General features: G+C 66.4%; 19 protein-coding genes. 4 read left to right on the top strand and 15 right to left on the bottom strand.

Annotated elements, in window-relative coordinates:
* Positions 1-197 precede the first annotated feature (197 nt).
* Positions 198-902 (bottom strand): HAD family hydrolase, encoded by a 705-nt coding sequence (locus EO174_RS14235; RefSeq protein ID WP_164740211.1) that lies wholly within the window; start codon positions 900-902, stop codon positions 198-200.
* A 238-nt stretch (positions 903-1,140) separates the two neighbouring features.
* On the opposite strand from EO174_RS14235, the gene EO174_RS14230 reads away from it, so the two are divergent.
* On the top strand, positions 1,141-1,905 hold the full coding sequence (locus EO174_RS14230; RefSeq protein ID WP_164739169.1) for an ankyrin repeat domain-containing protein: 765 nt from the start codon (positions 1,141-1,143) through the stop codon (positions 1,903-1,905).
* 36 nt (positions 1,906-1,941) lie between these two features.
* Positions 1,942-3,114, top strand: a complete 1,173-nt coding sequence (locus tag EO174_RS14225; protein WP_126945168.1) for an XVIPCD domain-containing protein — start codon at positions 1,942-1,944, stop codon at positions 3,112-3,114.
* 173 nt (positions 3,115-3,287) lie between these two features.
* On the opposite strand, the gene EO174_RS14220 is transcribed toward EO174_RS14225, so the two are convergent.
* The 8 genes from EO174_RS14220 to EO174_RS14185 all read right to left on the bottom strand — a co-directional run bounded on the left by EO174_RS14220 (position 3,288) and on the right by EO174_RS14185 (position 13,123).
* Positions 3,288-4,538 carry a DUF819 family protein gene (locus tag EO174_RS14220; protein ID WP_126945166.1) on the bottom strand — a complete coding sequence of 417 codons (1,251 nt, stop codon included), beginning with the start codon at positions 4,536-4,538 and terminating at the stop codon, positions 3,288-3,290.
* Between the two features lie 221 nt (positions 4,539-4,759).
* Complete coding sequence (locus EO174_RS14215) at positions 4,760-4,975, bottom strand: hypothetical protein (RefSeq protein ID WP_104583112.1); 216 nt, start codon at positions 4,973-4,975, stop codon at positions 4,760-4,762.
* A gap of 512 nt (positions 4,976-5,487) precedes the next feature.
* Entirely contained in the window at positions 5,488-6,096 is a 609-nt protein-coding gene (locus EO174_RS14210) for a nucleotidyltransferase family protein (RefSeq protein WP_126945163.1), read from the bottom strand.
* Between the two features lie 592 nt (positions 6,097-6,688).
* Positions 6,689-7,702: an XdhC family protein gene (locus EO174_RS14205; protein ID WP_164740210.1), complete on the bottom strand. Its 1,014-nt coding sequence runs from the start codon at positions 7,700-7,702 to the stop codon at positions 6,689-6,691.
* A complete protein-coding gene (paoC, locus tag EO174_RS14200; protein WP_126945160.1) occupies positions 7,699-9,906 on the bottom strand; it encodes an aldehyde oxidoreductase molybdenum-binding subunit PaoC in 2,208 nt (735 codons plus the stop codon). Before paoC ends, EO174_RS14205 begins: the two co-directional genes overlap by 4 nt.
* A 1-nt stretch (position 9,907) precedes the next feature.
* The gene (locus EO174_RS14195) at positions 9,908-10,858 is read right to left on the bottom strand and encodes a xanthine dehydrogenase family protein subunit M (RefSeq protein ID WP_126945157.1); all 951 of its coding nucleotides are present in this window, start codon (positions 10,856-10,858) and stop codon (positions 9,908-9,910) included.
* Positions 10,855-11,514 carry an aldehyde dehydrogenase iron-sulfur subunit PaoA gene (gene paoA / locus EO174_RS14190; RefSeq protein WP_256359916.1) on the bottom strand — a complete coding sequence of 220 codons (660 nt, stop codon included), beginning with the start codon at positions 11,512-11,514 and terminating at the stop codon, positions 10,855-10,857. Before paoA ends, EO174_RS14195 begins: the two co-directional genes overlap by 4 nt.
* A gap of 601 nt (positions 11,515-12,115) precedes the next feature.
* Positions 12,116-13,123 carry an NAD(P)-dependent alcohol dehydrogenase gene (locus tag EO174_RS14185; protein ID WP_126945154.1) on the bottom strand — a complete coding sequence of 336 codons (1,008 nt, stop codon included), beginning with the start codon at positions 13,121-13,123 and terminating at the stop codon, positions 12,116-12,118.
* A 295-nt stretch (positions 13,124-13,418) separates the two neighbouring features.
* Between EO174_RS14185 and EO174_RS14180 the strand changes: the two genes are divergently transcribed.
* On the top strand, positions 13,419-14,903 hold the full coding sequence (locus EO174_RS14180; RefSeq protein ID WP_104583105.1) for a sensor domain-containing diguanylate cyclase: 1,485 nt from the start codon (positions 13,419-13,421) through the stop codon (positions 14,901-14,903).
* 297 nt (positions 14,904-15,200) lie between these two features.
* On the opposite strand, the gene EO174_RS14175 is transcribed toward EO174_RS14180, so the two are convergent.
* Positions 15,201-15,719 (bottom strand): single-stranded DNA-binding protein, encoded by a 519-nt coding sequence (locus tag EO174_RS14175; protein WP_104583104.1) that lies wholly within the window; start codon positions 15,717-15,719, stop codon positions 15,201-15,203.
* A gap of 275 nt (positions 15,720-15,994) precedes the next feature.
* Here EO174_RS14175 and EO174_RS14170 point away from each other — a divergent pair, with 275 nt between their 5' ends.
* Positions 15,995-16,993: a polyprenyl synthetase family protein gene (locus tag EO174_RS14170; protein WP_126945151.1), complete on the top strand. Its 999-nt coding sequence runs from the start codon at positions 15,995-15,997 to the stop codon at positions 16,991-16,993.
* A 212-nt stretch (positions 16,994-17,205) separates the two neighbouring features.
* On the opposite strand, the gene EO174_RS14165 is transcribed toward EO174_RS14170, so the two are convergent.
* The 5 genes from EO174_RS14165 to EO174_RS14145 form a co-directional block, all read right to left on the bottom strand.
* A complete protein-coding gene (locus tag EO174_RS14165; protein WP_164740209.1) occupies positions 17,206-18,006 on the bottom strand; it encodes a dienelactone hydrolase family protein in 801 nt (266 codons plus the stop codon).
* Between the two features lie 156 nt (positions 18,007-18,162).
* Entirely contained in the window at positions 18,163-19,572 is a 1,410-nt protein-coding gene (gene murD / locus EO174_RS14160; RefSeq protein WP_126945148.1) for a UDP-N-acetylmuramoyl-L-alanine--D-glutamate ligase, read from the bottom strand.
* A complete protein-coding gene (murL, locus tag EO174_RS14155; RefSeq protein ID WP_126945145.1) occupies positions 19,553-20,908 on the bottom strand; it encodes a UDP-N-acetyl-alpha-D-muramoyl-L-alanyl-L-glutamate epimerase in 1,356 nt (451 codons plus the stop codon). Before murL ends, murD begins: the two co-directional genes overlap by 20 nt.
* Positions 20,905-21,363: a hypothetical protein gene (locus EO174_RS14150; RefSeq protein WP_126945142.1), complete on the bottom strand. Its 459-nt coding sequence runs from the start codon at positions 21,361-21,363 to the stop codon at positions 20,905-20,907. Before EO174_RS14150 ends, murL begins: the two co-directional genes overlap by 4 nt.
* Positions 21,347-23,956: a bifunctional aspartate kinase/diaminopimelate decarboxylase gene (locus tag EO174_RS14145; RefSeq protein WP_126945139.1), complete on the bottom strand. Its 2,610-nt coding sequence runs from the start codon at positions 23,954-23,956 to the stop codon at positions 21,347-21,349. Before EO174_RS14145 ends, EO174_RS14150 begins: the two co-directional genes overlap by 17 nt.
* Between the last annotated feature and the right edge of the window lie 79 nt (positions 23,957-24,035).

The following is a 24,035-nucleotide window of genomic DNA, read 5'->3' as shown; positions in this document are numbered from 1 at the left end:
GACACCGCGCCCTCGACCCACCGAGCTGTTGACCTGGACTTTGACCTGAGCGTTTGACTGCACTCAAACCACGCTACGGCTCAACAGCTCTGTTATCGCAAGTCGATTGCACGATCTGGCCGACTGCGGTTGAAGAACGAGCTGGCTGCCACTTCGCCGCCATCGACACCGCATTCAACAACTCTTGTCAGCAGCGCTCAGCCAGCGCGTTTTTGCGTGAGCCGCTCGAACAACGCCGGTAAATCGCGCATATCGTCGAACACCGCCAGCACGCCAAGCCGACGCAAGGTGTCGGCATGCCCCTGCGGGATATGGCTGGCCCCGGTAAAACCCAGCACCTGCATGCCGGCCGCCAATGCGGCAGTCGCACCGGTGGGGCTGTCTTCGATCACCAGGCAGCGCTCCGGCGCAACGCCCAGGGTGCGTGCAGCCAGTAGATAGACATCAGGCGCCGGCTTGGGACGCTCCACCATATCGGCAGCGAAGACATTCCCCGCCGCACGTGCGGTGAGCCCCACCCGTTCGACCGAGGCGATCACATTGTGGCGGCGGCTGTTGGAGGCCACCGCCAGCGGCAACGGTATCTGTTCCAATGCGTCGCGCACGCCGGCGATCGGCTGCACCTCGGCCTTGATCAAGGCTTCGCTACGCGCCTGGATCTGGGCCAGCAAGGTCTCCGGCAGCTGCACGGCGAAGTGTTCCTGTACGCGCAGCAATACCTCACGCGTGGTCTGCCCGAACGTTGTCCCGAGCAAATGCTCCAACGCCTCGGCCGGCACGAAGGCCGCCAGCGCCTCGCGCATCACCCGGTCGGCCAGTATCTCGCTGTCGACAAGCACGCCATCGCAGTCGCTGATCAGTAATTCGTAGACCATTGCACCCATCTGCTCGCAAAGCACCATTATGCCGGCCGCGTTGTGACCGTTGGCTGTGAGTGCATCCGCGTGTGAAGCCCATCGTGGGTGTATCGGCACCATGCAGACACCACCCCGGCGAGCGGCCTCAACGGCCGGCACCCAGGCGCCGGCGCATGTCACGAAATCTTACCGCGCGTCGGTTGGGCAGCTGGTAGGATCGGCCCGGCTGCGGAAGGACACACCGCAGTGCCACCAGGAATGCGATCAGGAGAAGGAGATTTCGATGCAACCGCGATTCCCCACCCTGCTCGTTCTTGCGACCTCGTTTTTCGCGGTCTCATGCACCGCCTCGCCCGGTGCCAAGGAGCAAACCACCATGTCAGCTACGCTGCACGATCACACCGTCGCCTTCCGCGACCCCGGCCTGAGCGATATCGCCAACGCCATTGCGCACGGTGACGTCGCCCGAATCGGCGCACTCGCACCGACAGTCGACCTCGCCGCACACGGCGATCAGAACGTCACCCTGCTCGAGTGGGCGATCTGGAATGAACAACCCCGCGCCCTGGCCGCATTGCTCGATGCAGGCGCAGACCCGTCGTTGCCGGGCATGGACCAGGAAACGGTCGTGCACATGGCCGCCATGGCGCAGGACGCGGAGTACCTGAAGATCCTGCTGCAGCACAAGGCGCCGATCGACGTGGTCAGCGCGCGCGCCGGCTGGACACCGTTGTTCCGCGCCGTGCAGAGCAAGCGCGATGCGCAGATCGCGCTGTTGATCGACGCCGGCGCCGATCTGCAGCGCGTCGACAACACCGGCAACAGCGTGCTGCACCTGGCCGCCCAAAGCGGCGCGGCGAGTCCGGCAGTGCTGCAATTGCTCAAGGCCGGCGTGGATCCGACGCTGCGCAACGCACAACAGAAAACCTTTCAGGCGTATTTCTTCACCACCCCCGATCGCCTGCTCAATGCCGCTGGCCAGCAGGTCAGGGCGGACGTGCGCGCATGGTTGAGCGCCCACAACATTCCCGTGGAAAGCAGCCGCTAAGCGGGCTTTTCGCACGACGAACGCAAGGAGCCGCGCATGAGCCCGTCAGATTCCACCCACTCGTCCACGCCATTCGCAGAGTCGATGCGTGGACAGCAACCGCAGCCGGAAGACCGCCAGTTTCCGGCGGTGCTGCAAGACCTCTACGCCACTGCCTCGCAGCGACGCGAAGGCAGCGCTGAAACCTTCGCGCCCCTGCCCAACGGCTGGACGCGCATGGACGACAGCACGCTGCAGCGTGCCGGTATCGACCCCGGCCTGCTGCACGACGCCAAGAGCGGTTTCGATGCCGCGTTCTACCGCAACGACCAGGGCCAGGTGGTGCTCGGCTTCTGCGGCACCGACGAAGGCAAGGACTGGAAGCACAACCTCGGCCAAGGCCTGGGCTTCGACGACGCGCAGTACGCGTCTGCGATCCAGCTCGGCAGCCAGGCCAAGCAGGCGTTCGGCGACCAGGTGGTGATCTCCGGACACTCGCTCGGTGGCGGTCTGGCGGCGGCATCGGCGATGGTCAACGACATCCCCGCCGTGACCTACAACGCCGCTGGCGTCAACGACCGCACGCTGGAACGCCAGGGGCTGGATGCCTCGGCGGCCAAGGACTACGCCAGCAGCGAGTTGATCCGCGGCTACCACGTCCGCAACGAGATCCTCACCCATCTGCAGGAAGACAGCATCCCGCTGAAATGGGCGATGCCCAATGCGGCCGGCCATCAGATCGAGCTGCCGGAACCGGACCCGTTGTCGTTCGGGCAACGCCTGGTGCCGGGCATGATGCTGAAGCACCGCCTGGACCTGCACGGCATGGACTCGGTGATGAAGGCGCAGGACATGCAATCGCCCGTGCAGGCGCAAGGTACCGGCAGCCAGTTGTTCAACGATGCGGTGGTGCGGCTGGACGGCCAGCGCGAGCGCCTGGGCCTGCGCGACGACACCGCGTTTCTCAATACCGCCGCCAGCGTGGCCGCGCGTGCCAGCAGCGACGGTCTGCAGCGGATCGACCACCTGGTGCCCAACCGCGATGGCGACAGCCTGATTGCGGTGCAGGGCCGGATGGACGACCCGGCGCATCTGCGCAGCCATGTGCAGACCGCCTCGGCAGCCAGCGAGCCGGCGCACGGCAATGTCGATCAGTTGCAGCAGCACAACCAGCAGCAGTCGCAGCAGAGCACGCAGCAGGAAGCGCAGCGCCGCGGTCTTCAGCAGTAATCGTGGTCGGGCACCGGCGCTGCCGGTGCCCGACTCGATGTGGCCGCCCCCCCTTGGCGAACGGTTGTCGCATGGAGGCAGCGGGTGCATCCGACACTGCGGCAGAGGCGTGGCAACGCCCGCGCGCGCCCGGCAACACGGTCCGACGGCGCGCCAGGCAGCGGCAGGCCCGGTCAGCCCGCGCCTGCCATCGCCCGCAGGGTGATACCGACCAGATAGGCCAGATACGTGCCGGTGGCGTAGCCCATCGTGCCCAGCAGCACGCCGACCGGCGCCAGGGCCGGGTGGAACGCGGCGGCCACCACCGGCGCCGAGGCCGGTCCACCGATATTGGATTGCGAGCCGATCGCGAAATAAAAGAACGGCACCCGCAACAGGCGGCCCAGGCCCCATAGCAACCCGATATGCACCGCGATCCAGATCAGCCCGAGCAGGAACAGCCATGGCCGGTCCAGCAACGCCAGCAGATCCATCTGCATGCCGATACAGGCGATCAGGAAGTACAGCAGCAGCGAGCCGATCCTGGACGCGCCAGCGCCCTCCAGCGTCCGTGCGCGGGTGAAGCTCAGCAGCAGGCCGATGCTGGTCGCCAGCACCACCACCCAGACGAACGGCGTGTCCAGGCTGAACTGGCTGGACCAGCGCAGGTTGGCCTTGCACCAGGCGGCCAGCGGCGTGGCCAGCGCATGCGCCAGCCCGACCCCGCCGAACGCCACCGCCACGATCACCATCAGATCGGCCAGGCTGGGAATGCGCGCGTGTTCGGCCTGAAACTGCGCCATGCGCGCCTGCAGGGCATCCAGCGCGCGGCTATCGGCTCCGCTGCGCGCATCGATGCTGCGTGCGCGCCCGGCCAGGAAGATCAGCGCCGCCATCCACACATAACCGACGCCCACATCCACCACCGCAAACTGCCCGAACGTGGTGGCGTCCACGTTGAAGACCTCGCGCATCGCCAGCATGTTGGCCCCGCCGCCGATCCAGCTGCCCGCCAGCGCGGCCATGCCGGCCCAGGTATCGCCGGCCACCGTGGCCGGATGCAGCCAGCCCATCACCCAGAACGCCACCACCGCCCCGAGCATGATGCTCAGCGATGCGCCCAGGTACATGGCGACCAGCTTGGGCCCCAGTCCCAGGATGGCGCGCAGGTCGACGCTCAAGGTGAGCAGGACCAGCGCGGCCGGCAGCAGCACGTCGCGCGCGATCGGGTTGTACAGGCGGGTATTGGCACCGTCGATCAGGCCAACGGTGTTGTAGATGCCTGGGAGCAGGTAACACAGCAGCAGCGCCGGGACGACGGCGTAGAAGCGGCGCCACGGCCCCTGCTCGCGCGAGGAAGTCCAGAACACCGCGCCCAAGGTGGCGGCGATCAGGCCGAAGACGACGATATCGTTTTGGATCAAGGCAGAACCGGCAACGTTCACTGGGGCGACACTCTCGACTGGGAGCCGCCAACGTGCGGATCCCAGCAAGAATGGCCGATCGCCTGCATCCAGTCGACTGGCCATCCTCGCAACCACGGGGGTGCCTACGAAGTGGCCGGATTTTAAGCAACCGCAGGTTGCCGGGTGCGCGCGATCACCCCCCGCCCTGCCAGGGCGGACGGTCAGCGCCGCCTTTCCCCTGCTGCAGGGTGCCGGCCCGGTCAGCCGTAGCGACGCACCACGCGATCGCCTTCGGCGGTATGCAACACCACGCCGCTGGGCTGACCGGTGGTCAGGCAGTGCAGCTTGGCCATCAATTCGGCATTTTCCAGTGCGCCCTGCTCGCGCAGATAACGCAGCGGCGACCATTGCGGCCGGGTGACCCACCAACCGCCCTGTTCGGGATGAATACGGACAACATAGCGGGACTCGTCCATCAGGGCCTCCGGCCGGTAGATGCAGCGATCGAACGATTGAGGTGGGCAGCGCGGGGAGGCGCAGCGCACCGGCGCTGGGGGGCCATGGGCCTGCCGGGGATGCCGGCGCGCCCTTACTCAAGGGGCCGCGGGAGAGTGGCCAGGGGCCCCGCGTCCGGCATAGCAAGAATGCTTCTTCGCTTATGCCAATACCGTCGGGCGGACACTGGCATGAAGGTAGGAAAATTCCTACGTGACACCGATCAGGGCGGGCGCTAGATTCGCGCTCGAGCGGCGAACCGACGTCGCAAGTGGCCGTCAACGGGCGCAGACGGCGCGAGGGAATTGGTCGCTCGTGGAAATGCCTCGGGGGAGGAGTCGCATGCATCTGCTCAGGAAGTTCGAGTTTCCGGTCAAGACCGCAATGGTGGTGGGCTATGTCCTGGTGATCAGGGAAGCGATCGTGCTCTGGTCCTGATGCAGCTCTGCCGCCAGGCTGCCGGATAGCGCGCAGCTGCACCCGTCACGGTGTCTCAATCCGCATCCACCCAGCCACGCTGTTGCGCTGCGACCAGATCGGCGGGCGTGTCCACGTCCAGCGCAAGCGCCGGGGCGCTGACGCAGCCCAAGGTCTGCACGTCCAGGCCGGCGAACAAGCCACGCAGGCCGCTGTCGCCCTGCAGCGGCACGTCGGCCCAAGCCGCGTGCGTGACCACTGCGGGAATGCCGCGCACACCGGCATACCCGCTGGTGGCGCACCCGGAGGCGGCACGGTCGGCCTCTTCGAGCAAGGCGCGCAGATGCGGCGCATCCAGCGCGGGCTGATCGCACCCCAGGATCAGGCTGCGCCGCAGCGAGGTATCGTCCTGCACATGCTGGCGCAGCGCCGCCAGGCTGGAGCCCATGCCGGCGGCCCAGTCGGCGTGGCGCAACACCTCCACCTCCAGTCCCTGCAGGACATCGCTCAGCGCGTCGGCATCGGCGCCCAGCACCACCACGCAGCGGCGTGGCCCCGTCTGCAACGCGATGCGTGCAAAACGCCGCAACAACGGTTCACCGTCGCGCAGCAACAATTGTTTGGAACGCCCCAGCCGGCGTCCTGCACCTGCGGCGAGCAGCAGCGCGACGTGATCGCTGCTCATGCGTCAACTGCCATCGCACGAGGCGAACGATGGCGCGATGCCGGCGGCATTGGAGACCAGTCAAAACCGGCATCGCGCAAAGTCGCGGATAAAGGGCCGGCAATGACGGGCGACGGCAATCGAGCTGCGTCGCAAGCGACGTCGTCATCGTGATCACGTAGTTCGGTCATGGCGACGTGGCGTGGTTTTGGAGATGCGCCAGCGTAGAGATTCAACTGTGCGCGCGGAGTGACTAAATGCAGCGCAGTCTCCGGCTCGCGCTGGATGGCGCCCCCTGCACCCGACCAATGGCGTGGCGGGCATTGCATTGCGATGTCAGCTCGACGATTGGGGAGACAAGGCCACGGCAGCGCTACGATAAACATCGCAGTGCGTAAGTGTCAGCGCGGGATAAGGCAGTTAATCGCGGCCGCGAGGAGCATGCAGTAAATACATACCCAAGGGCCTATCAACCATCAGCTTTCCACGGCGCCGCACCGCAGCAGAAAACCTCGGCTACGAGCAACAGACCAACGCGATGGCCCACCGCAGATCGAAATCAATGCAAATACGCGATTGCGCCTTGCTGCCCGCTCGCCTGACCGCAACAGCCTCAGCCGGCCAGCGCGGCGGCCTGCCCATCGGCCACCGCCTGGATGGCTTCGGCAATGATGCCCAATGCAATCGTGTGCGGTGAGGAGTGCCCCATGCGCCAGCCCGCCGGCAGCCGCAATCTGGCCAGGGCCGCATCGTCATACCCGAGCGCACGCAGTGCCTGCAGGCGTGCCTCACGCTTCTGGCGACTGCCCAGGATGCCGATGCAGGCGACCCCGGAGGCAAGTCCACGACAGGCGACCTGCAGATCGCTGTCGCCATCGTGCGCAAGGCTGTACAGCGCGGTGTCCGCATCCAGATGCAGATCTTGCAAAGCCTCGCCCAAGGCACGGCGATCGTAGTGGTCCGCAGCCAGTCCGGGCGGCGGTTCGCCGGGACCATGCGGCCGCAGCACGCGCACCTCGATGCCCATCTGGCTGGCAAGTGACACCAGCACCAGCAGCGCAGGATCGGCACCGACCAGCACCAGCCGCAGCGGCGGGCGATGCGTGCGCAGGAATTCGTCGGGACGCAGATCCTGCGTGCTCACCGGGTAACGGACCGCACCGGTGGTCCGATCCAGCGCAACATGAAACGGGCGACGATGCTGGCGCGCGTTGCGCCAGCGTGCCAGATGCTCGCCAAGATCCTGTACCGGCCAGACCAGCACGCCGATACGGCCACCGCAGCTGAGCTGGATATCCAACACCTGGCTGCCTTCGCCGTAGTCCAGCCAGCGCGGGGTGCCGTCACGCAAGGCGGCGATGGCTTCGTGCGCCACTGCCGCCTCCACGCACCCGCCCGAGACGTAGCCGGCCACCCGCCCATCGGCACTGATGGCCATCTCGCTGCCCAACGGGCGCGGCGAGGAGCCTTGCACGTCGATTAGCGTGGCGATGGCCACGCGCTGGCCCGCCCGATGCCAGGCGCTGAGCGTCGGCAGCAGGTCATCGTGCAACGCGTAGCTTGGCCATGCCGGCCACGCCGGCTCGGCCGGCGCCGCATGCGTGACCGGGGCCACCATCGCACTCACGCGCGCAACAGCTCGGGCAGATGCGGAAGCAGCTTGTCCAGCGTCACCGGGTACTCACGGACGCGCACACCGGTAGCGTTGTAGACCGCATTGGCGATTGCCGCGGCCACGCCGCAGATGCCCAGCTCGCCGACACCCTTGGCCTTCATCGGCGACGACATCGGGTCGCTCTCTTCGAGAAAGATCACTTCCTGGTGCGGGATGTCTGCATGCACCGGCACTTCGTAACCGGCCAGATCGTGATTGACGAAAAAGCCCAGCCGCTTGTCGACCGCCAACTCTTCCATCAGGGCCGCGCCCGCGCCCATCGTCATGCCGCCGATGACCTGGCTACGTGCAGACTTGGGATTGAGGATGCGTCCAGCCGCACACACCGCGAGCATGCGGCGGATGCGCACCTCGGCAGTGGCGATATCCACGCCGACTTCGACGAAGTGCGCGCCAAAGGTCGACAGCTGATGCGTCTTGGAGAGGTCGCCGAACTCGATCTTGTCCTCCACCACCAAGGCACCATTGGCGGCCGCATCGCCCAGCGCGATGCGCTTGCCGCCGGCACGCACATGGCTGTCGGCAAATTCGGCCTTGGCCGGGTCCAGCCCCAGCTGCTTGGCGACGGCCTCGCGCAGCTTCACCGCTGCGGCGTAGACACCGGCGGTGGAGCTGTTCGCACCCCACTGTCCACCGGAGCCAGCCGAGGCAGGAAAACTGGAATCGCCCAGCCGCACATCCACCCAGTCCAGCGGCACGCCCATCATTTCTGCGGCGGTCTGCGCAATGATGGTGTAGGAGCCGGTGCCGATATCGGTCATGTCGGTTTCCACCACCACGCGACCGCCCTGCTCCAGGCGCATGCGCGCGCCGGAGGTCATCACCGGTGCATTGCGGAACGCCGCGGCCACGCCAATGCCGACCAACCAGCGCCCATCGCGGTTGCTGGCCGGCTTGGCCTTGCGCTTGGACCAGTCGAAACGCTTTGCGCCATCTTCCAGGCACTTGACCAACTGACGCTGCGAGAACGGGCGCTGCGGGTTTTCCGGATCCACCTGGGTATCGTTGACGATCCGGAACTTGACCGGATCCATGTCCAGCTTCTCGGCCATTTCGTCCATGGCCACTTCCAGCGCCATCAACCCCGGCGCTTCGCCAGGCGCACGCATCGCATTGCCTTCGGGCAGATCGAGCACGGCCAGGCGTGTGGCAATCAGGCGGTTGGCACCGGCATACAGCAACTGCGTCTGCGCGGCCGCAATCTCAGGCCCGCCCTCGGGCAGGTCGCCGGACCAGCTCTCATGCGCAATCGCCGTGATCTTGCCATCGCGCTGTGCGCCGATACGGATACGCTGCACGGTGGCCGGGCGGTGCGTGGTGTTGTTGAAGATCAGCGGCCGCGGCAACATCACCTTGACCGGGCGTCCGACCTGGCGTGCGGCCAGCGAGGCCAGCACCGCATCGGCACGCAGGAAGAGCTTGCCGCCGAAACCGCCACCGATATACGGCGACATCAGACGCACGTTTTCGCGCGGGATACCGAGCGTCCTGGCCAGATCGCCCGTGCTCCAGTCGATCATCTGATTGGAGGTCCACACGCTGAGCTTGTCGCCCTCCCACATGGCGATCGATGCGTGCGGCTCCATCATCGCGTGCGAATGGTCCGGCGTGGTGTATTCGGCATCCAGTTGCACCGGGGCTGCCGCGAAGGCGCTATCGAAATTGCCGACTGCGCTGTTCGGCGCCCCGCCCTCCTTGGTGACCTTGGCGCCATCGCGTGCCTTCTCCAGATCGTAGGCACCGACATGGCGGCCGTAGTCGACCTTGATCAGCTGGCCTGCGGCGCGCGCCTGCTCGAAGGTCTCGGCCACCACCACCGCAATGGCCTGGTGGTAATGCTGGATCTCCGGGCCGCCCAGCAACTTGGCGGTGTTGTATTTGCCTTTCTGCAGCTTGCCTGCATTCTGCGCGGTGACGATGCCGAGCACGCCTGGCGCATTGCGCGCAGCGCTCAGATCGATGCTGCGGATGCTGCCCTTGGAGATGCCGGCACCGACGACATGGCCGTAGGCGGCACGTCCAGGCAGGTCGTGATGCTCGTAGGCATACGGCGCCTGCCCGGTGGTCTTGAGCGGACCGTCGATACGATCGACCGGCTTGCCGACGACCTTGAGCTGGTCGATGGGGTTGGTACTGGCGGGAGTGTCGAATTTCATATCAGGCCCTCGTGTCGGCCAGGATCGCGGTCAAGGTGCGCTCAACCAGCGGCAGCTTGAAGGCGTTGTGTTCGGTGGGTTGTGCGCCGTCGAGCAGCACGGAGGCAATCGCACGCGCGCCCTGGCGCGACTGCGCTTCGGCCGCCTCGCTGCGCCATGGCTTGTGGGCGACACCGCCGACGCCGACACGCACGCTGCCATCGCGTTGCACGACCGCCGCAACCGACACCAGGGCAAATGCATACGAGGCGCGGTCGCGCACCTTGCGGTAGACATGCGTGCCGCCGAGCGGCTTGGGCAGGCTTACCGCGGTGATCAGTTCGCCGCGTTCCAGGACGGTTTCCAGGTGCGGCGTCTTGCCGGGCGCACGATAAAACTCGGACAGCGGCACCGCACGCGTCTGTCCATCCGGACGCACGGTCTCGACAACCGCATCGAGGACGCGCATCGCAATGGCCATATCGCTGGGATGGGTGGCAATGCATTCTTCGCTCACGCCGATCACCGCCAACTGCCGGTTGAAGCCGCCGATGGCCGCGCACCCGCTGCCCGGCAGGCGCTTGTTGCACGGCTGATTGGTGTCGTAGAAATACGGGCAACGCGTACGTTGCAACAGGTTGCCCGCCGTGGTGGCGCGGTTGCGCAACTGCCCCGAGGCACCTGCAAGCAACGCGCGCGACAGCACGGCGTAATCGCGACGCACGCGGGCGTCGGCTGCCAGCCCAGTATTGCGCACCAGCGCACCGATGCGCAGGCCGCCGTCCGGCGTTTCCTCGATGGTGTCCAGGCTCAGCCCGTTGACGTCGATCAGGTGCGAGGGCGTTTCGATCTGCAGTTTCATCAGATCGAGCAGGTTGGTGCCGCCTGCGATGAATTTGGCACCCGGCTGACGCGCCGCCTTGGCCGCTGCATCGGCGGGCGAGGTCGCGCGCTCGTAGCTAAACGCCTTCATGCGCGCTCTCCGGCAACTTCGTTGATCGCATCGACGATGTTGGAATACGCGCCGCAGCGGCAGATGTTGCCACTCATCCGTTCCTGCAATTCCGGCGTGGTGAGCCGGGTCTTGCCGGTGAGATCTTCGGTGACGTGGCTGGGAATGCCGCGCTTGACCTCGTCCAGCACCGCCACTGCCGAACAGATCTGCCCGGGCGTGCAATAGCCGCACTGGTATCCATCGTGCTTGACGAAGGCCGCCTGCATCGGATGCAGCTTGTCCGGCGTGCCAAGGCCTTCGATGGTGGTGATCTTGCCGCCCTGGTGCATCACCGCCAGCGACAGGCAGGAATTCATCCGCTGCCCATCGACGATCACGGTGCAGGCACCGCACTGGCCGTGGTCGCAGCCTTTCTTGGTGCCGGTCAGCTGCAGGTGTTCGCGCAGGGCATCCAGCAAGGTGGTGCGATTGTCCAGGGTCAGCGTCACCGGCTTGCCGTTGACTTCGAACGCAACCTGGCTCGATGCATTGGCAGGCTCGACTGCCTGCCGCTGCGACATCGCAGTGGCGGCAGTTGCAGCCATCGATTGGGTTGCGGCAACGCTGGCTGCCGACGCCGTGCCAGCGATCAGTACCTCGCGACGGGTCATCTTGATATCTCTCATGGCTGGCATCTCCAACAATGCTGGCTTATACAGTTCTTAAATAATGTGCAGCGCGGCTGGTCACAATCGCGTGAGCATGCAGCGCGTGTGTGCGGGTGTGAATCTGCGGTATGCCTTGATTCTAGAGGCGCTGCAGGCAGGCATTGGCGGCATGGACGGCATGTGCCTATGAAACGCGCTCATCATTGTTGGCATGCGATGCGCGCCGGCCTGCGCATCGATCAAGACGCACCGGCAGCGCGTGTGTGAGTGGACAGCGGGTCGCAGCGCTTGCGGTGATGCAAGATGTTTTCTCGACATGCTGGCAGGGATGCCCGCATCCCTGCCAGCTGCGTGGGCGACGACGATCAGAGCCTCTACGCGACGCGCGCTCCGTCATTTTTCCGCTTCACCATGAGCGCCTGGCGCAGCCGGGCGCACTGTGTAGAGAACATCCAGGTAGAGAACATCCGGATGCGAACGATCAACTGCAGCGGCAACCCACGCCTAGCGCGCAGTTGCCAGGCGCGCATGGACAGCGTGCAGGCCCTGGCGTCTCGGCGTGGTACATGCCGACTCGGCGCAGCAGCCGCGCCCGCCCGGTGGCAAGCGCGGCAGTTTGCAACTGCTCCTAGAACTCCAGCACGATCTTTCCCAGGTGGCCGCCTGCCTGCTGCAACGCAAACGCGTCGGCGATCTCGTCCAGCGCGAAGGCGCGATCGATCACCGGCCGCAGCGGCAAGGCGTCCAGCGCACGCACCAGTTGCTGCTGATGCGTGCGGCTGCCGACCACCAGCCCTTGCAGGCGCTGCTGCCGGACCATCATTTCCGCGGTCGGCACCGGACCGGCGGCACCGGTCAACACGCCGATCAAGGCGATATGCCCGCCCACCCGTCCAGCACGGATCGATTGCGCCAACGTGCCCGGCCCACCGACCTCGACCACGTGATCCACGCCGCGTCCGTTGGTGATCTCCCGCACCTGCGCCGACCACTCGGCATGCTGCCGGTAGTTGATCACGTGGTCTGCACCCAGCGCGCGCGCCTTGGCCAGCTTTTCGTCGGACGACGATGTCGCAATGACGGTGGCGCCCATCGCCTTGGCAAACTGCAATGCAAAGATCGACACACCGCCGGTGCCGAGCACCAGCACGCTATCGCCGGCCTTGAGTCCGCCATTGACCACCAGGGCACGCCATGCCGTGACGCCGGCCGTGGTCAAGGTGGCCGCTTCGGCATGGCTGTAGCCGACCGGCGCATGCGTGAACGCGTGCGCCGCGGCCACGACTGCAGAACGCGCATACCCGTCCACGCCATCGCCAGGCGTGGTGGCAAAACCGGCACGTAGCGGCTCGCCATCCAGCCAGTCGGGAAAGAAGGTGGATACCACATGGTCGCCGACGGCGAACTCATCCACCTCCGGCCCGACGGCCTCGACTACACCGGCGCCGTCGGACATGGGGATGCGGCCATCAGCGGTCGGTGCCTGCCCCGACACCACGCCAAGGTCGTGGAAATTCAGCGAGCTTGCGTGCAGCCGCACTCTGATCTGACCGCGTGCCGGCTGCCCGGGGTCTGGCAGCGCAACGGCATGTAATGCGTTCAAACCTGCAGGATGAGCTAAACGAATGGCGCGCATACGGCACTCCCTGTTGTGATCGGCGTTCGGGATAACACGCCGGGCGTTAGCCGCATGCAGTCGAGCTGGCTTTTGGCGCTGCTGTCGGCTGCCGTAGTTCGTCGCATCGTCGAGCACGGTGACAACAGCAGGCTGGACAGCGGCGCGGTTGCACGCTAGGTGAGCGTTCCCGCAGCGCATGAGGCATCAATCACAGATCTGCATTGCACGCCGCGGTGCAAGCGATTCCCCGCGGCGCCAACCGCTAGGCTGGCATGGCAATTGCAACCTCCTGCTGTCCAGACAGGTACCTTCCGTGACATCGACCAGCAAGCGACGGCGGCAACGTGCACAACGCATCGCGTTGCACTTTGTGCTGAGCATTTCGTGCCTGCTGCTGCTTGGTTCGGAGTACTGGTCCATCCATGACGAGCGCACCAGCGCGCTGCATGCCGCCGAAGCACAATCGTTGAATCTCGCCAATTCGCTGGCGCAGCATGCCAGCGACACCATGACCATCGCCGATGCCGTGCTGTCCGGGTTGGTGTCGCGGGTGGAGCATGACCAGGGCTCGGCCAGTGCGCGACTGGTCATGCATGACTTTCTGGTACATGAGGCGCGTCGCTCGGACCGGTTGCACGGCATCTTCATCTATGCGGCCGATGGCACCTGGATGAGTTCGTCACTGAGCAGCACGCCCAGGACACACAACAACGCCGATCGTGCCTATTTCAAATATCACCGCGACCATCGCGACGCCCTGTCGCTGGTCGGGCCGCCGGTCCAGAGCCGCTCCGATGGTAGCTGGGTGCTCACGTTGAGCCGGCGCCTCAACACGCCCGGCGGCGAATTTGCAGGCGTTGTCCTGGTCACCCTGCAACTGAAGTATTTCCAGAACTACTACAGCAGCTTCGAGGTCGGCCCGAATGGCACCATCGGCATGACCAACGACGATGGCATCGTGCTGGTACGACGGCCCGACAAACCTGGCGTGATCGGCACCTCGATCGCCGGCACCTCGATCTACGTCACTATGCGCGCACGCAGGCACGGCACTGCGACCTATCGTTCGCCGATCGACGGCGTGGAGCGTATTTCCAGTTTCGCGCCGGCGCAGGCGTATCCACTGACCGTCTTGACCGGCGTCTCGGTCGATGACGCATTGGCCAATTGGCGCCAATCCGCGCGCCAGCGGATCATGATCGCCACCTTGGGATGCGTGCTGCTGCTGGGCGTGGGCATCTGGCTGGATCTGCAATTGCGCCGCATGCACCGCAACGAGGAAAAGCTCAGCTCCGAAGCCTGGATAGATGCGCTCACCGGCATTGCCAACCGGCGTGCATTCGATCACCGGCTCTCGCGCGCCTTGCAGCAGGCGGTGCATCGACAAGCGCCATTGTCGGTGCTGATGATCGATGTCGATCATTTCAAGCTCTATAACGACACCTACGGCCATGTAAATGGCGACGCCTGCCTGCGCCTGATCGCGGGCGCAATTGCCGGCTGCTCACGGCGCAGCGAAGACATTGCCGCGCGTTACGGCGGCGAAGAGTTCGGCATGATCCTGCCGCAGACAGATGCTGCCGGCGCGTTGCGACTGGCCGATGCAATCCGCAGCGCCGTCGCCGCGCTCGGCCTGATGCACATGTCCAGCCCGACCAGCGCGCACGTCACCGTCAGCGTCGGCGCAGCGACGTTCGAACCGGGCGAAGTGCCACTCAGCCCGGATGCCTTCGTGCATGACGCCGATTCGGCGCTGTATCGCGCCAAGCAGAATGGCCGGAATCGCACATCGGCCTAGCGCAGCGGACAGCACCATTGCGCTACGCCGGGTGGGCGCGTCTCGCGCTCGGAATCGGCAGGTGCCAGGCGCACGCACCCGTGCTGCGCGGCGCTCGCACCCGCCTGGCGATTGCTTGCGAGGGGGTGCCAGCCATGCCTGGTCGAGACTGGTCAGCGGCGCCGCCGTACCGGCCAGGTCAGCCTGCGCGTGCAGCCGCTTTGGAACCACCGGCGTGCAGCGATGCCGCAAATGGCCAGCACGCAGAAGGCCCGCACAATGCGGGCCTTCCGGAATGACAAACAGGCTGGCTGCCGATCAGAACGGGATATCGTCGTCGGCAAAATCGTCCATCGGTGGTGCCGACTGCTGCTGGGCCGGCTGCTGACGACGCGGGGCATAGTCCTGACCGCCGCCCTGACCACCGCCGCCTTGCTGCTGGCGCGGCGCCTGGCTGCGCTGCGGGCGATCGCCGCCCATGCCACCACCACCACCGCCTTCGCCACGGCCGCCCAGCATCTGCATCTCGTTGGCGACGATGTCGGTGCTGTACTTCTCCACGCCGTCCTGGCCGGTGTACTTGTCGTAGCGCAGCTCGCCTTCGACGTACACCTGCGAACCCTTGCGCAGGTACTCGCCGGCGATCTCGCCCAGCTTGCCGAAGAACACCACGCGGTGCCACTCGGTGCGCTCCTGGTTGTTGCCCTCGCGGTCCTTGCGCATGCTGGTGGTGGCCAGACTCACGCGCGTGATCGCCATGCCGGCCTGGGTGTACTTGGTGTCGGGATCGTTGCCGAGGTTGCCGACGAGGATGACTTTGTTGATGCCGCGGGCCATAGATGCTTCCGAGATGGTGCGCCGGCGCCAATGGGGCGCGGCGGTGAATGTCTTGGTGCCAATGTTACCGCACCTGCCCTGCCCCGGTGCCTGTAGGTCCCCGCAGCGCCGGGCCGGGGAATGCCGCGCCGGCAGGTCGGAATCCGGGCACTCCCGAACCTGCCCGGCGCTGACGCCGCAAGGGTTTGCGGCTGCCGTGAGGACCTCCGGACACGGCCGACGGGACGGATCTGGCCCAGACACCTATAATCGGCGCACATCACGAACGCCTGCGCATGACCATCGCCGAAGACCTCCCCACCGTCCTGGGCCTGCCCCAGATCCAGTCCCTCGCCGCGCCCGACATGGCCGCGGTCGACGCGCTGATCCGCCGCCGCCTGGCCTCGGACGTCGTGCTGATCAACCAGATCGCCGATCACATCATCTCCGCCGGCGGCAAGCGCCTGCGTCCGATGCTGGTGATGCTGGCCGGTCATGCCGCAGGCGGCTCCGGCCCGGAGCACCACCAGTTGGCGGCGATCATCGAGTTCATTCACACCTCCACCTTGTTGCATGACGACGTGGTGGACGAGTCGGACCTGCGCCGCGGGCGCAGCACCGCCAATGCGCTGTGGGGCAATGCACCCAGCGTGCTGGTCGGCGACTTCCTGTATTCGCGCAGCTTTCAGTTGATGGTGGAGCTGGATCGCATGGAAGTCATGCAGATCCTGGCCGACACCACCAACCGCATTGCCGAGGGCGAGGTGCTGCAGCTGCTGCACGTGCACAACCCCGACACCGACGAAGCCGCCTACCTGCGCGTGATCGAGCGCAAGACTGCGGTGCTGTTCGCCGCCGGCACCCGCCTGGGCGCGCTGGCCTCGGGCGCGGACGCGCAGGTGCAGCAGCGCCTGTACGACTACGGCATGCAGTTGGGCTTTGCCTTCCAGATTGCCGATGACGTACTCGATTACGCTGCCGACGCAGCCGACTTGGGCAAGAACCTGGGCGACGACCTGGCCGAAGGCAAGGCGACCCTGCCGCTGATCCACGCCATGGCGCACTCGGATGCGGACACCCGGGAGCGGCTGCGCCAGATCGTCGAACAAGGCGATGCAGCCGCGATGCCGGAAGTATTGGCCGCCATCCACGCCACCGGCGGACTGGACTACAGCCGCCAGCGCGCCGCCGAATACGCAGCCGCCGCCGAACAGGCGCTGGACACCCTGCCCGCCAGCCCGGCGGTCGCCGCATTGCGCGGCCTGGCTCGCTACGCGGTGCAACGCACGCACTGATCCGGGGCTGGACGCCCCGGACGGAAGTGGGCATTTGGGATTGGGGATTCGCAAAAGCGGCTGCTTGTGCTTTCACGACTCCCGGCATGCGATGGCGCAACGACGCTCAGCCCAAAGCCCTGAGCACTGGCTCACAGGAAGATTCGAAGAACGGGACCACGCTGTTGCGAATCCCGAATCCCGAATCCCGAATCTCGAATCACCACTCCCTGCTATCGACCAAACCGCTCATCGAAGAAGTCGCCCAGCATGCGGTATGCGCGCGTCGCCGCACGCGGGTTGTACAGGCAGCCCGGCGGGCTGTTGGCATCGGCTTCGGCAAAGCAATGCACGGCCCCACTGAAGTTGACGAACTGCCAGTCCGCGCCGGCCGCAGTCATCTCGGTTTCGAACGCGGCGATGTCCGCCTTGGTCACGCTCTTGTCGTCGGCGCCGTTGAGCACCAGCAGCGGTGTCCTGGCCGAACCGGCGGCCGCCGGGCTGGGTGTGGCGATACCGCCGTGCAGGCTGACCACACCGGCCAGCTGGGCGCCCGCGCGCACCAGTTCCAGCACCGTGGTGCCGCCGAAGCAGAAGCCCACCGCACCGATGCGCGATGCATCCAGCGGCGCCTTGCTGGCCTGCGCCTTGAGCACGTCCACTGCTTTCAGCGCGCGGGCGCGCAGCGTCTGCGGGTCCTTCTTCAGCGCACCGGCAAACTGCCCGGCCTCGCTGTCGTTGGCCGGACGCCTGCCCTTGCCGTAGACGTCGGCAACCAGCACCACGTAGTCGTCGCCGGCCAGTTGCCTGGCCTTGGTGACCGCCGAATCGTTGACCCCGCGCCAGTTCGGCACCATCACCAGGCCTGGGCGCCTGGCGGCACCGGCATCGTCGTAGACCAGCACGCCGCTGAAGGTGTCCTTGCCGATCGTCCATTCCAGCGGCTTGGCCTGCATCGCAGCGGCGGCCGGCCATGCCAGCGACGCCAGGACACCGAACACCCCAACGCCACGCCATCTCCATTGCTTGTGCATGTGCCTGCTCCCGGGAAGGTCCGGCGAGTGTAGGCGCTGTTGCCGTGCAGGCCGGGTCATCGCCGGCGACGGCAGAGCCGTTGCGTCGGCGGCCTGCAGCCGCGATCGAAAACTCGAGGCGAATGACCGCCATCGACCGGCGCGGTCATTGCAGCGCTACTGCACGCCCAGGCCCGGAATCGCGCTGATCATCGCCGGGTCGAACCCGGTCAGCTGCGCAAAATGGCGGCCGCGCGCGACGTAGTCGCTGTACGCGCCGAAGCTGGGCGCCCCCGGCGACAGCAGCACCACACCGCCCTGCTCGCCCAGGGCCTCGCGTGCCAGCCGCACGGCATGTTCCAGGTCGGCGGCCGCATGCAGGCCGAAGCGGCCGCTCTCGGCCAGCGGGGCCAGCAACGCATGGATCCGCGGCCCGTTCGCTCCCATGGTGACGATTTCCAGCGGCGCTTTCTGCGCCATCTGCGCGGCAAACTCCTGCCAGTCCAGCCCACGATCGTGCCCACCCACCAGCAAGGCCACACGATGCTGCGCAAAGCAGGCCAGCGCCGCCAGTGACGCATGCGGCGTGGTGCTGATCGAGTCGTTGACGTAGCTGATGCCGTCCACGCTGCCAAGCAGCTGCAGGCGGTTCGGCAACGGGCGGAAGCTCGCTGCGGCCGGCGCCAGTGCCGCAGCGTCCAGCCCCAAGGCTTCCACCGCGGCCAGCACCGCGCACAGGTTGCGCCGATTGTGTTCGCCCGGCAGCGGCACGTTGGCGGTATCGAACACGGGCTGCTCGGCGCGATACACCACATCGCCGCGCAGGTGCCAGCCATCGGGATGGTTGAACCAGCGCACCTGGCTGTCGGGCAACTGCAGCTGGGTCAGGTGCGGGTCGGCCGCGTTGAGCAAGGCGATGCGCGGGCGGCCTTCGGTGACCAGCGCCAGCTTGTCGCGCACATAGCGCGCTTCATCGCCATGCCAGTCCAGATGCTCGGGAAACAGGTTCAGCACCAGCGCCAATTCCGGACGCGCGCCGCTGCGCCCCACCTCGCCGGTCTGGTAGCTGGACAACTCGATCGCCCAATATGTCGGCGGCGGTTGCGGTGCCAGCACTTCCAGCAAGGGCTGGCCGATGTTGCCGACCAGCGCGGTGCGATGGCCGGCCGCACGCAGCAGATGCGCCAGCAGCGCGGTGGTGGTGCTCTTGCCCTTGGTGCCGGTGACGCAGATGGCGCCCGGCACCACGCCATCTGGCTGCGCATGTTCGGCAAACCACAACGCGGTGCCGCCGATGAATTGCGTGCCGTGCACGGTTGCCGCGGTGTGCGCCTCGGGGCGATACGGGCTGATGCCGGGCGATTTCACCACCACCTCGAACCGGCCCAGCGCCTGCGCGCTGGCATCGGTTTCCACATGCAACGCAGCATCGGCCAGCGTCTCGAGCTCGCGCGCTTCGTCGGCGTTGCAGAACACCGTCAGCGTTTGCGTCGGCAACGCGGCGCGCAAGGCGCGATACGCGGCGCGTCCTTCGCGCCCCCAACCCCATAACGCAAGCGCCTTGCCCTCAAGCTGCGAAATTCGCACGCACGCGCTCCCACAGCGCCGACGGAATCCGGTGCTCGCCGTCGATGGCCAGCAACGGCTCCAGCTGCAATTCCTGCTGGTCCAGCTGCGGCTGGATCTCGCGGATGAAACGTAGCACCAGCGCGTCTTCCTTCCATTCGGCACGGCCGGCCAGCACCGCCATCGCCGCGCGCGATTCGCGGCCTTCACCCACGCATTCGAACGGCTTGTGGTCCTGGAATTCCAGCAACGCATCGTAGCCGCCGGCCTGGCCTGCATCGTCGAGCAGATTGCGCCCGAAGATGTTGACCAGGCGCGTCTTGGGCATGAACGGTGCCAACGCCAGGAACACGAAATGGCACTTCGGGCAGACCCCGCACCAGCGGTGCACCGGGCGCTCGCCCATGATGTGGAAGTTGCGGTTGCAGCTGGAAAAATGCGCGTCGTAGTGGTCGGTCTTGGCGAACTGGCGCGCCACCGCCAGCTCCGACAACGGCCGCAGCAACGAGTAATAGCGCAGGTCGGCCGCCACATGCCGCTGTACGTAGTCGCCGAACGCCTGCTCGAACGCCCAGCCCTTGGACCACTGGTGATTGACCTCGCCGGTGCCGGGAATCTGGCTGCCGTAACTGGCCGAACGCTCGTTGGAAAACACCACCTGGTCCACGCCATTGAGCAAGGCGGACAGCACCAGGATGGCCGAGTTCACCGCGGTAACCGGGATATGCCCGTTCCACGCGCCCTGGCGATTGAGCTCGAACAATTCCGACGCCAGCACGCGGCCGATATTGAGCACCGGCAGACCGGTGCGCTCGGCGCAGGCACGGATCAGCTGCGAGCCGCCGATCCAGCTCACCGTCTGGTCGATGCCGGCGTGCCGCAGGGCTTCGATGCTGACCAGCGAATCCTTGCCGCCGCCGATCGCCACCAAGGCATGCTCGCGCAGGCCCAGCGCCGGCGCATCGGCAGTTGCCGGTGCGGCCACCGGGAAGCGGATCCTGCCGTGCAGGTTCAAGCCATTGCGGTAGGCGAACTCGCCCAGGCCGTGCAGGTAGACGCTTTCCACCAGCGCGGCGGTGTCCGCGTCGATGGCGTAATCGTCGATCTGGATGGTCGGCGGCACCGCCGCCTTGAAATAGCTGACGCCGGCGATGAGGTGCAGCAGGCGCAGCGCCTGTTGCACCGCAGCGGCATGCGCGCCGTCCAGCGCGAAGGGTGCACCCGGCACCGCGACGGTCTCGACCAGTTCCGGCCCTTGGTCGAAGGCATACACCAGCGTCGCCACGCCGGTCTGTGCGTCGAGTGCGCAACGCACGAAACGGAAGGTGGAGATCTGGTGTTTGTCGAAAGCGCTCATGGACTACCTGCAGGAACACGTACGCGACGCAGATAACGTCGGCACAGGACATATTCAATCATGGAAAACGGCACCACGGCCCACAGCAACGGCAGGCAACCGAACAGCACCGCCAGCACCAGCACATCCAGGCGTGCGGCCGTCGCATCGCCGGACACCGCGAAGGCGACTGCGAGATACAGCGCCACCACCGGCACATAGCTCAGCGCGCTCAACAGCACCGTGCGCACCGCCATCCCGCCACTGCGGCGTGCCGGAGCCCGCGCATCGCGTCGACGTTGCCAACGCCCGGCCAGCCATGCGCCGATACCGGCGGCGACCAACGCGGGCAGCGCCCATTTGAAGGTGTCGCTCCACGGCATGCCCAGGCTCAGTTGCTGGAGCGCGGTGGCGAACACGATCGCACCGCCACCGGCCAGCGTACTGAGCGCAATGAACTCAGCCTGCGGGCGCATCGATCACCTCTTCGCGCGGCAATTCGCGCTGGTTGTAAGTGCTGGCCATCGAGTAGCCGTAGGCACCGGCATCGGCCACCAGCATCACATCGCCCGGTGCGGTGGCGGCAGGCAGACGACGGCGCTTGCCGAACACGTCGGAGGATTCGCAGATCGGCCCGACGATATCGAAGCTGCCATCGGCCGGCGCATCGAGCTGGCTGAGGTTCTCGATATCGTGCCAGGCGTCGTACAAGGCGGGGCGGATCAGTGTGTTCATGCCCGCATCCAGGCCCACGCGCTGCACGCCATCCTTTTCGATCACCTGGGTTACCTGCGCCAGTAGCACGCCGGCTTCGGCCACCAGGTAGCGGCCCGGCTCGATCGCCAGGCGATAGCCCGGATGCACCGCCTTGACCTCGGCCAGGCCCTTGGCCCACACCTCCAGGTCGAACGGCTCGTCCTCGGCGCTGTAGGGAATCGGCAGGCCGCCACCGATGTCGATGGTCTCCACCGTGCCGATGCGGCGCGCAAAGCCGGCCAGTTCGTCGTACATCATCCGCCAGTGTTCGCCGGTCTCCACGCCACTGCCCAGGTGCGCATGCACGCCGGTGATGGTGACCTCGAGCGTGCGCGCCACCTCCACGAACTCATCCACCCGCGTGGACGACAACCCGAACTTGGACGCCTTGCCGCCGGTGTTGACCTTCTCGTGGTGCCCGTCGCCATGCCCCAGGTCGATGCGCAGCCACACGTTGCGGCCGCGGAACACCTCCGGCCAGCGCCGCAATGCTTCGACGTTGTCCACGGTGACGGTCACGCCCAGCGCAAATCCCGCTTCGTACTCGGCCTTGGGCGCGAAGCTCGGCGTGAACAGCACGCGCCGCGGCGACAGCTCGGGCAAGGTGTCGAACACGCGGCGCAGCTCGCCGTGCGAGACGCATTCCAGGCCGAACCCGGCCTGTTCCAGCGCCATCAGGATCGCCGGATGCGCATTGGCCTTGATTGCGTAATAACGCTGATCCACCGCCGCGATCTGCGCCAGCGCCTGCGCACGCGCGCGCACGGTGGGCAGGTGATAGACGTAACGCGGCGTGCCGGCCCTGGACAGCGTCAGCAGATGCGCGCGCTCGGCATGCCACCACGGCGTGGGCCGCGGGCGCACCGAACCGATGATCTGCCGCCAGCGCGGACCGAACACCTCGCCTTCGCTCACCGGCATCGCGCCGCTGTCGATCAATTCCGCATGCAGGATCGGCAGCAGGCCATCGGCATCGGCTTCGTCGATGACGAAGGTCAGATTCAGGTCGTTGGACGACTGCGAAATCATGTGCACGCGTTCCTGCCCGAACGTGGCCCACACATCGGAAAGCTTGTGCAGCAGCGAGCGCATGCCGCGCCCGACCAGGGTGATGGCCGCGCAGGGAACGATGATCTTGACCTTGCAGATCTGCGACAGATCGGCCGACAAAGCGGCCAGCACGTCGGTGTTGACCAGGTTCTCGGACGGGTCCAGCGACACGGTGACATTGGTCTCGGCCGAACCGATCAGGTCCACCGACAGGCCGTGCTTCTTGAACAGCGTAAACACATCGGCCAGGAAGCCGACCTGCTGCCACATGCCGATACCTTCCATCGACACCAGCACGATGCCGTTGCGGCGGCTGATCGCCTTGACGCCCGGCACCGGCTCGGCATTGCCGTCGATGCTGGTGCCCGGCAGATCGGGGCGCTCGGTATCCAGGATCGCCATCGGCACACCGGAATCGCGGCATGGCTTGATCGAGCGCGGGTGCAGCACCTTGGCGCCGGTGGTGGCGATTTCCTGCGCTTCGTAATAGTCCAGGCGGGTCAGCAGCCGCGCGTCCGGCACTTCCTTGGGATTGGCGCTGAACATGCCGGGCACGTCGGTCCAGATTTCCACGCGGCTGGCGCCGAGCAGCGCACCGAAATACGCCGCCGAGGTATCCGAACCGCCACGCCCCAGGATCGCGGTGCCGCCATCGGCGTGCCGCGAAATGAAGCCCTGGGTGATCAACAGGCGGGTGGGCTGCGCATCGAAACGCGCGCGCCAGTCGGCATCGGACTGCCATTGGCAGGACACCGACAGGCGCTTGGACCATTCGCTCTGATTGGGCTGCGGCGGCAGCGCCGACAGCCACTGGCGCGCATCCAGCCAGCCCATGTCCAGGCCGCTGGCATGCAGGTACGCCGCACCGATGGTGGAAGACAGCAACTCGCCCTGCCCCAGCACCTCGGCCTGCCAGTCCAGCGTGCGCGCGGCCGCGCGCGCGTCGCCGACCAAGGCATGCAAGGCGGCCAGGCGCTCGCCCAGCACCGCATCGGCATCCAGCTCCAGCTCGGCCAGGAACTGGCGGTGACGCTGCTCCAGCGCGGCCACGCGCTGGGCGCTGTCGGCGGCGCCATCGGCGATCGCGGTGAGTTCGTTGGTCACGCCCGACAATGCAGACACCACCACCAGCACACGGCCACCGGTTTCCTCGGCCCGTTTGCCCGCCAGTTTTCCAATCGTGTCCCAGCGATGACGACGCGACACCGAGGTGCCGCCGAACTTGAGGACGATCCAACGATCGGTAGAGTGGGGAGCTGACATGGAGATAGGCGTTTAGGATGAGGGGGAAAACGCCCGGTACGCCGGGCGGAACCTCCGATTCTACTGCCAATGTCGCCCG

Origin of the sequence: Xanthomonas sp. BRIP62418 (genome assembly GCF_003993495.1) — a bacterium.
Taxonomy (GTDB): Bacteria; Pseudomonadota; Gammaproteobacteria; order Xanthomonadales; family Xanthomonadaceae; genus Xanthomonas; species Xanthomonas euroxanthea.
This window is presented reverse-complemented; position numbering and strand designations above follow the sequence as displayed.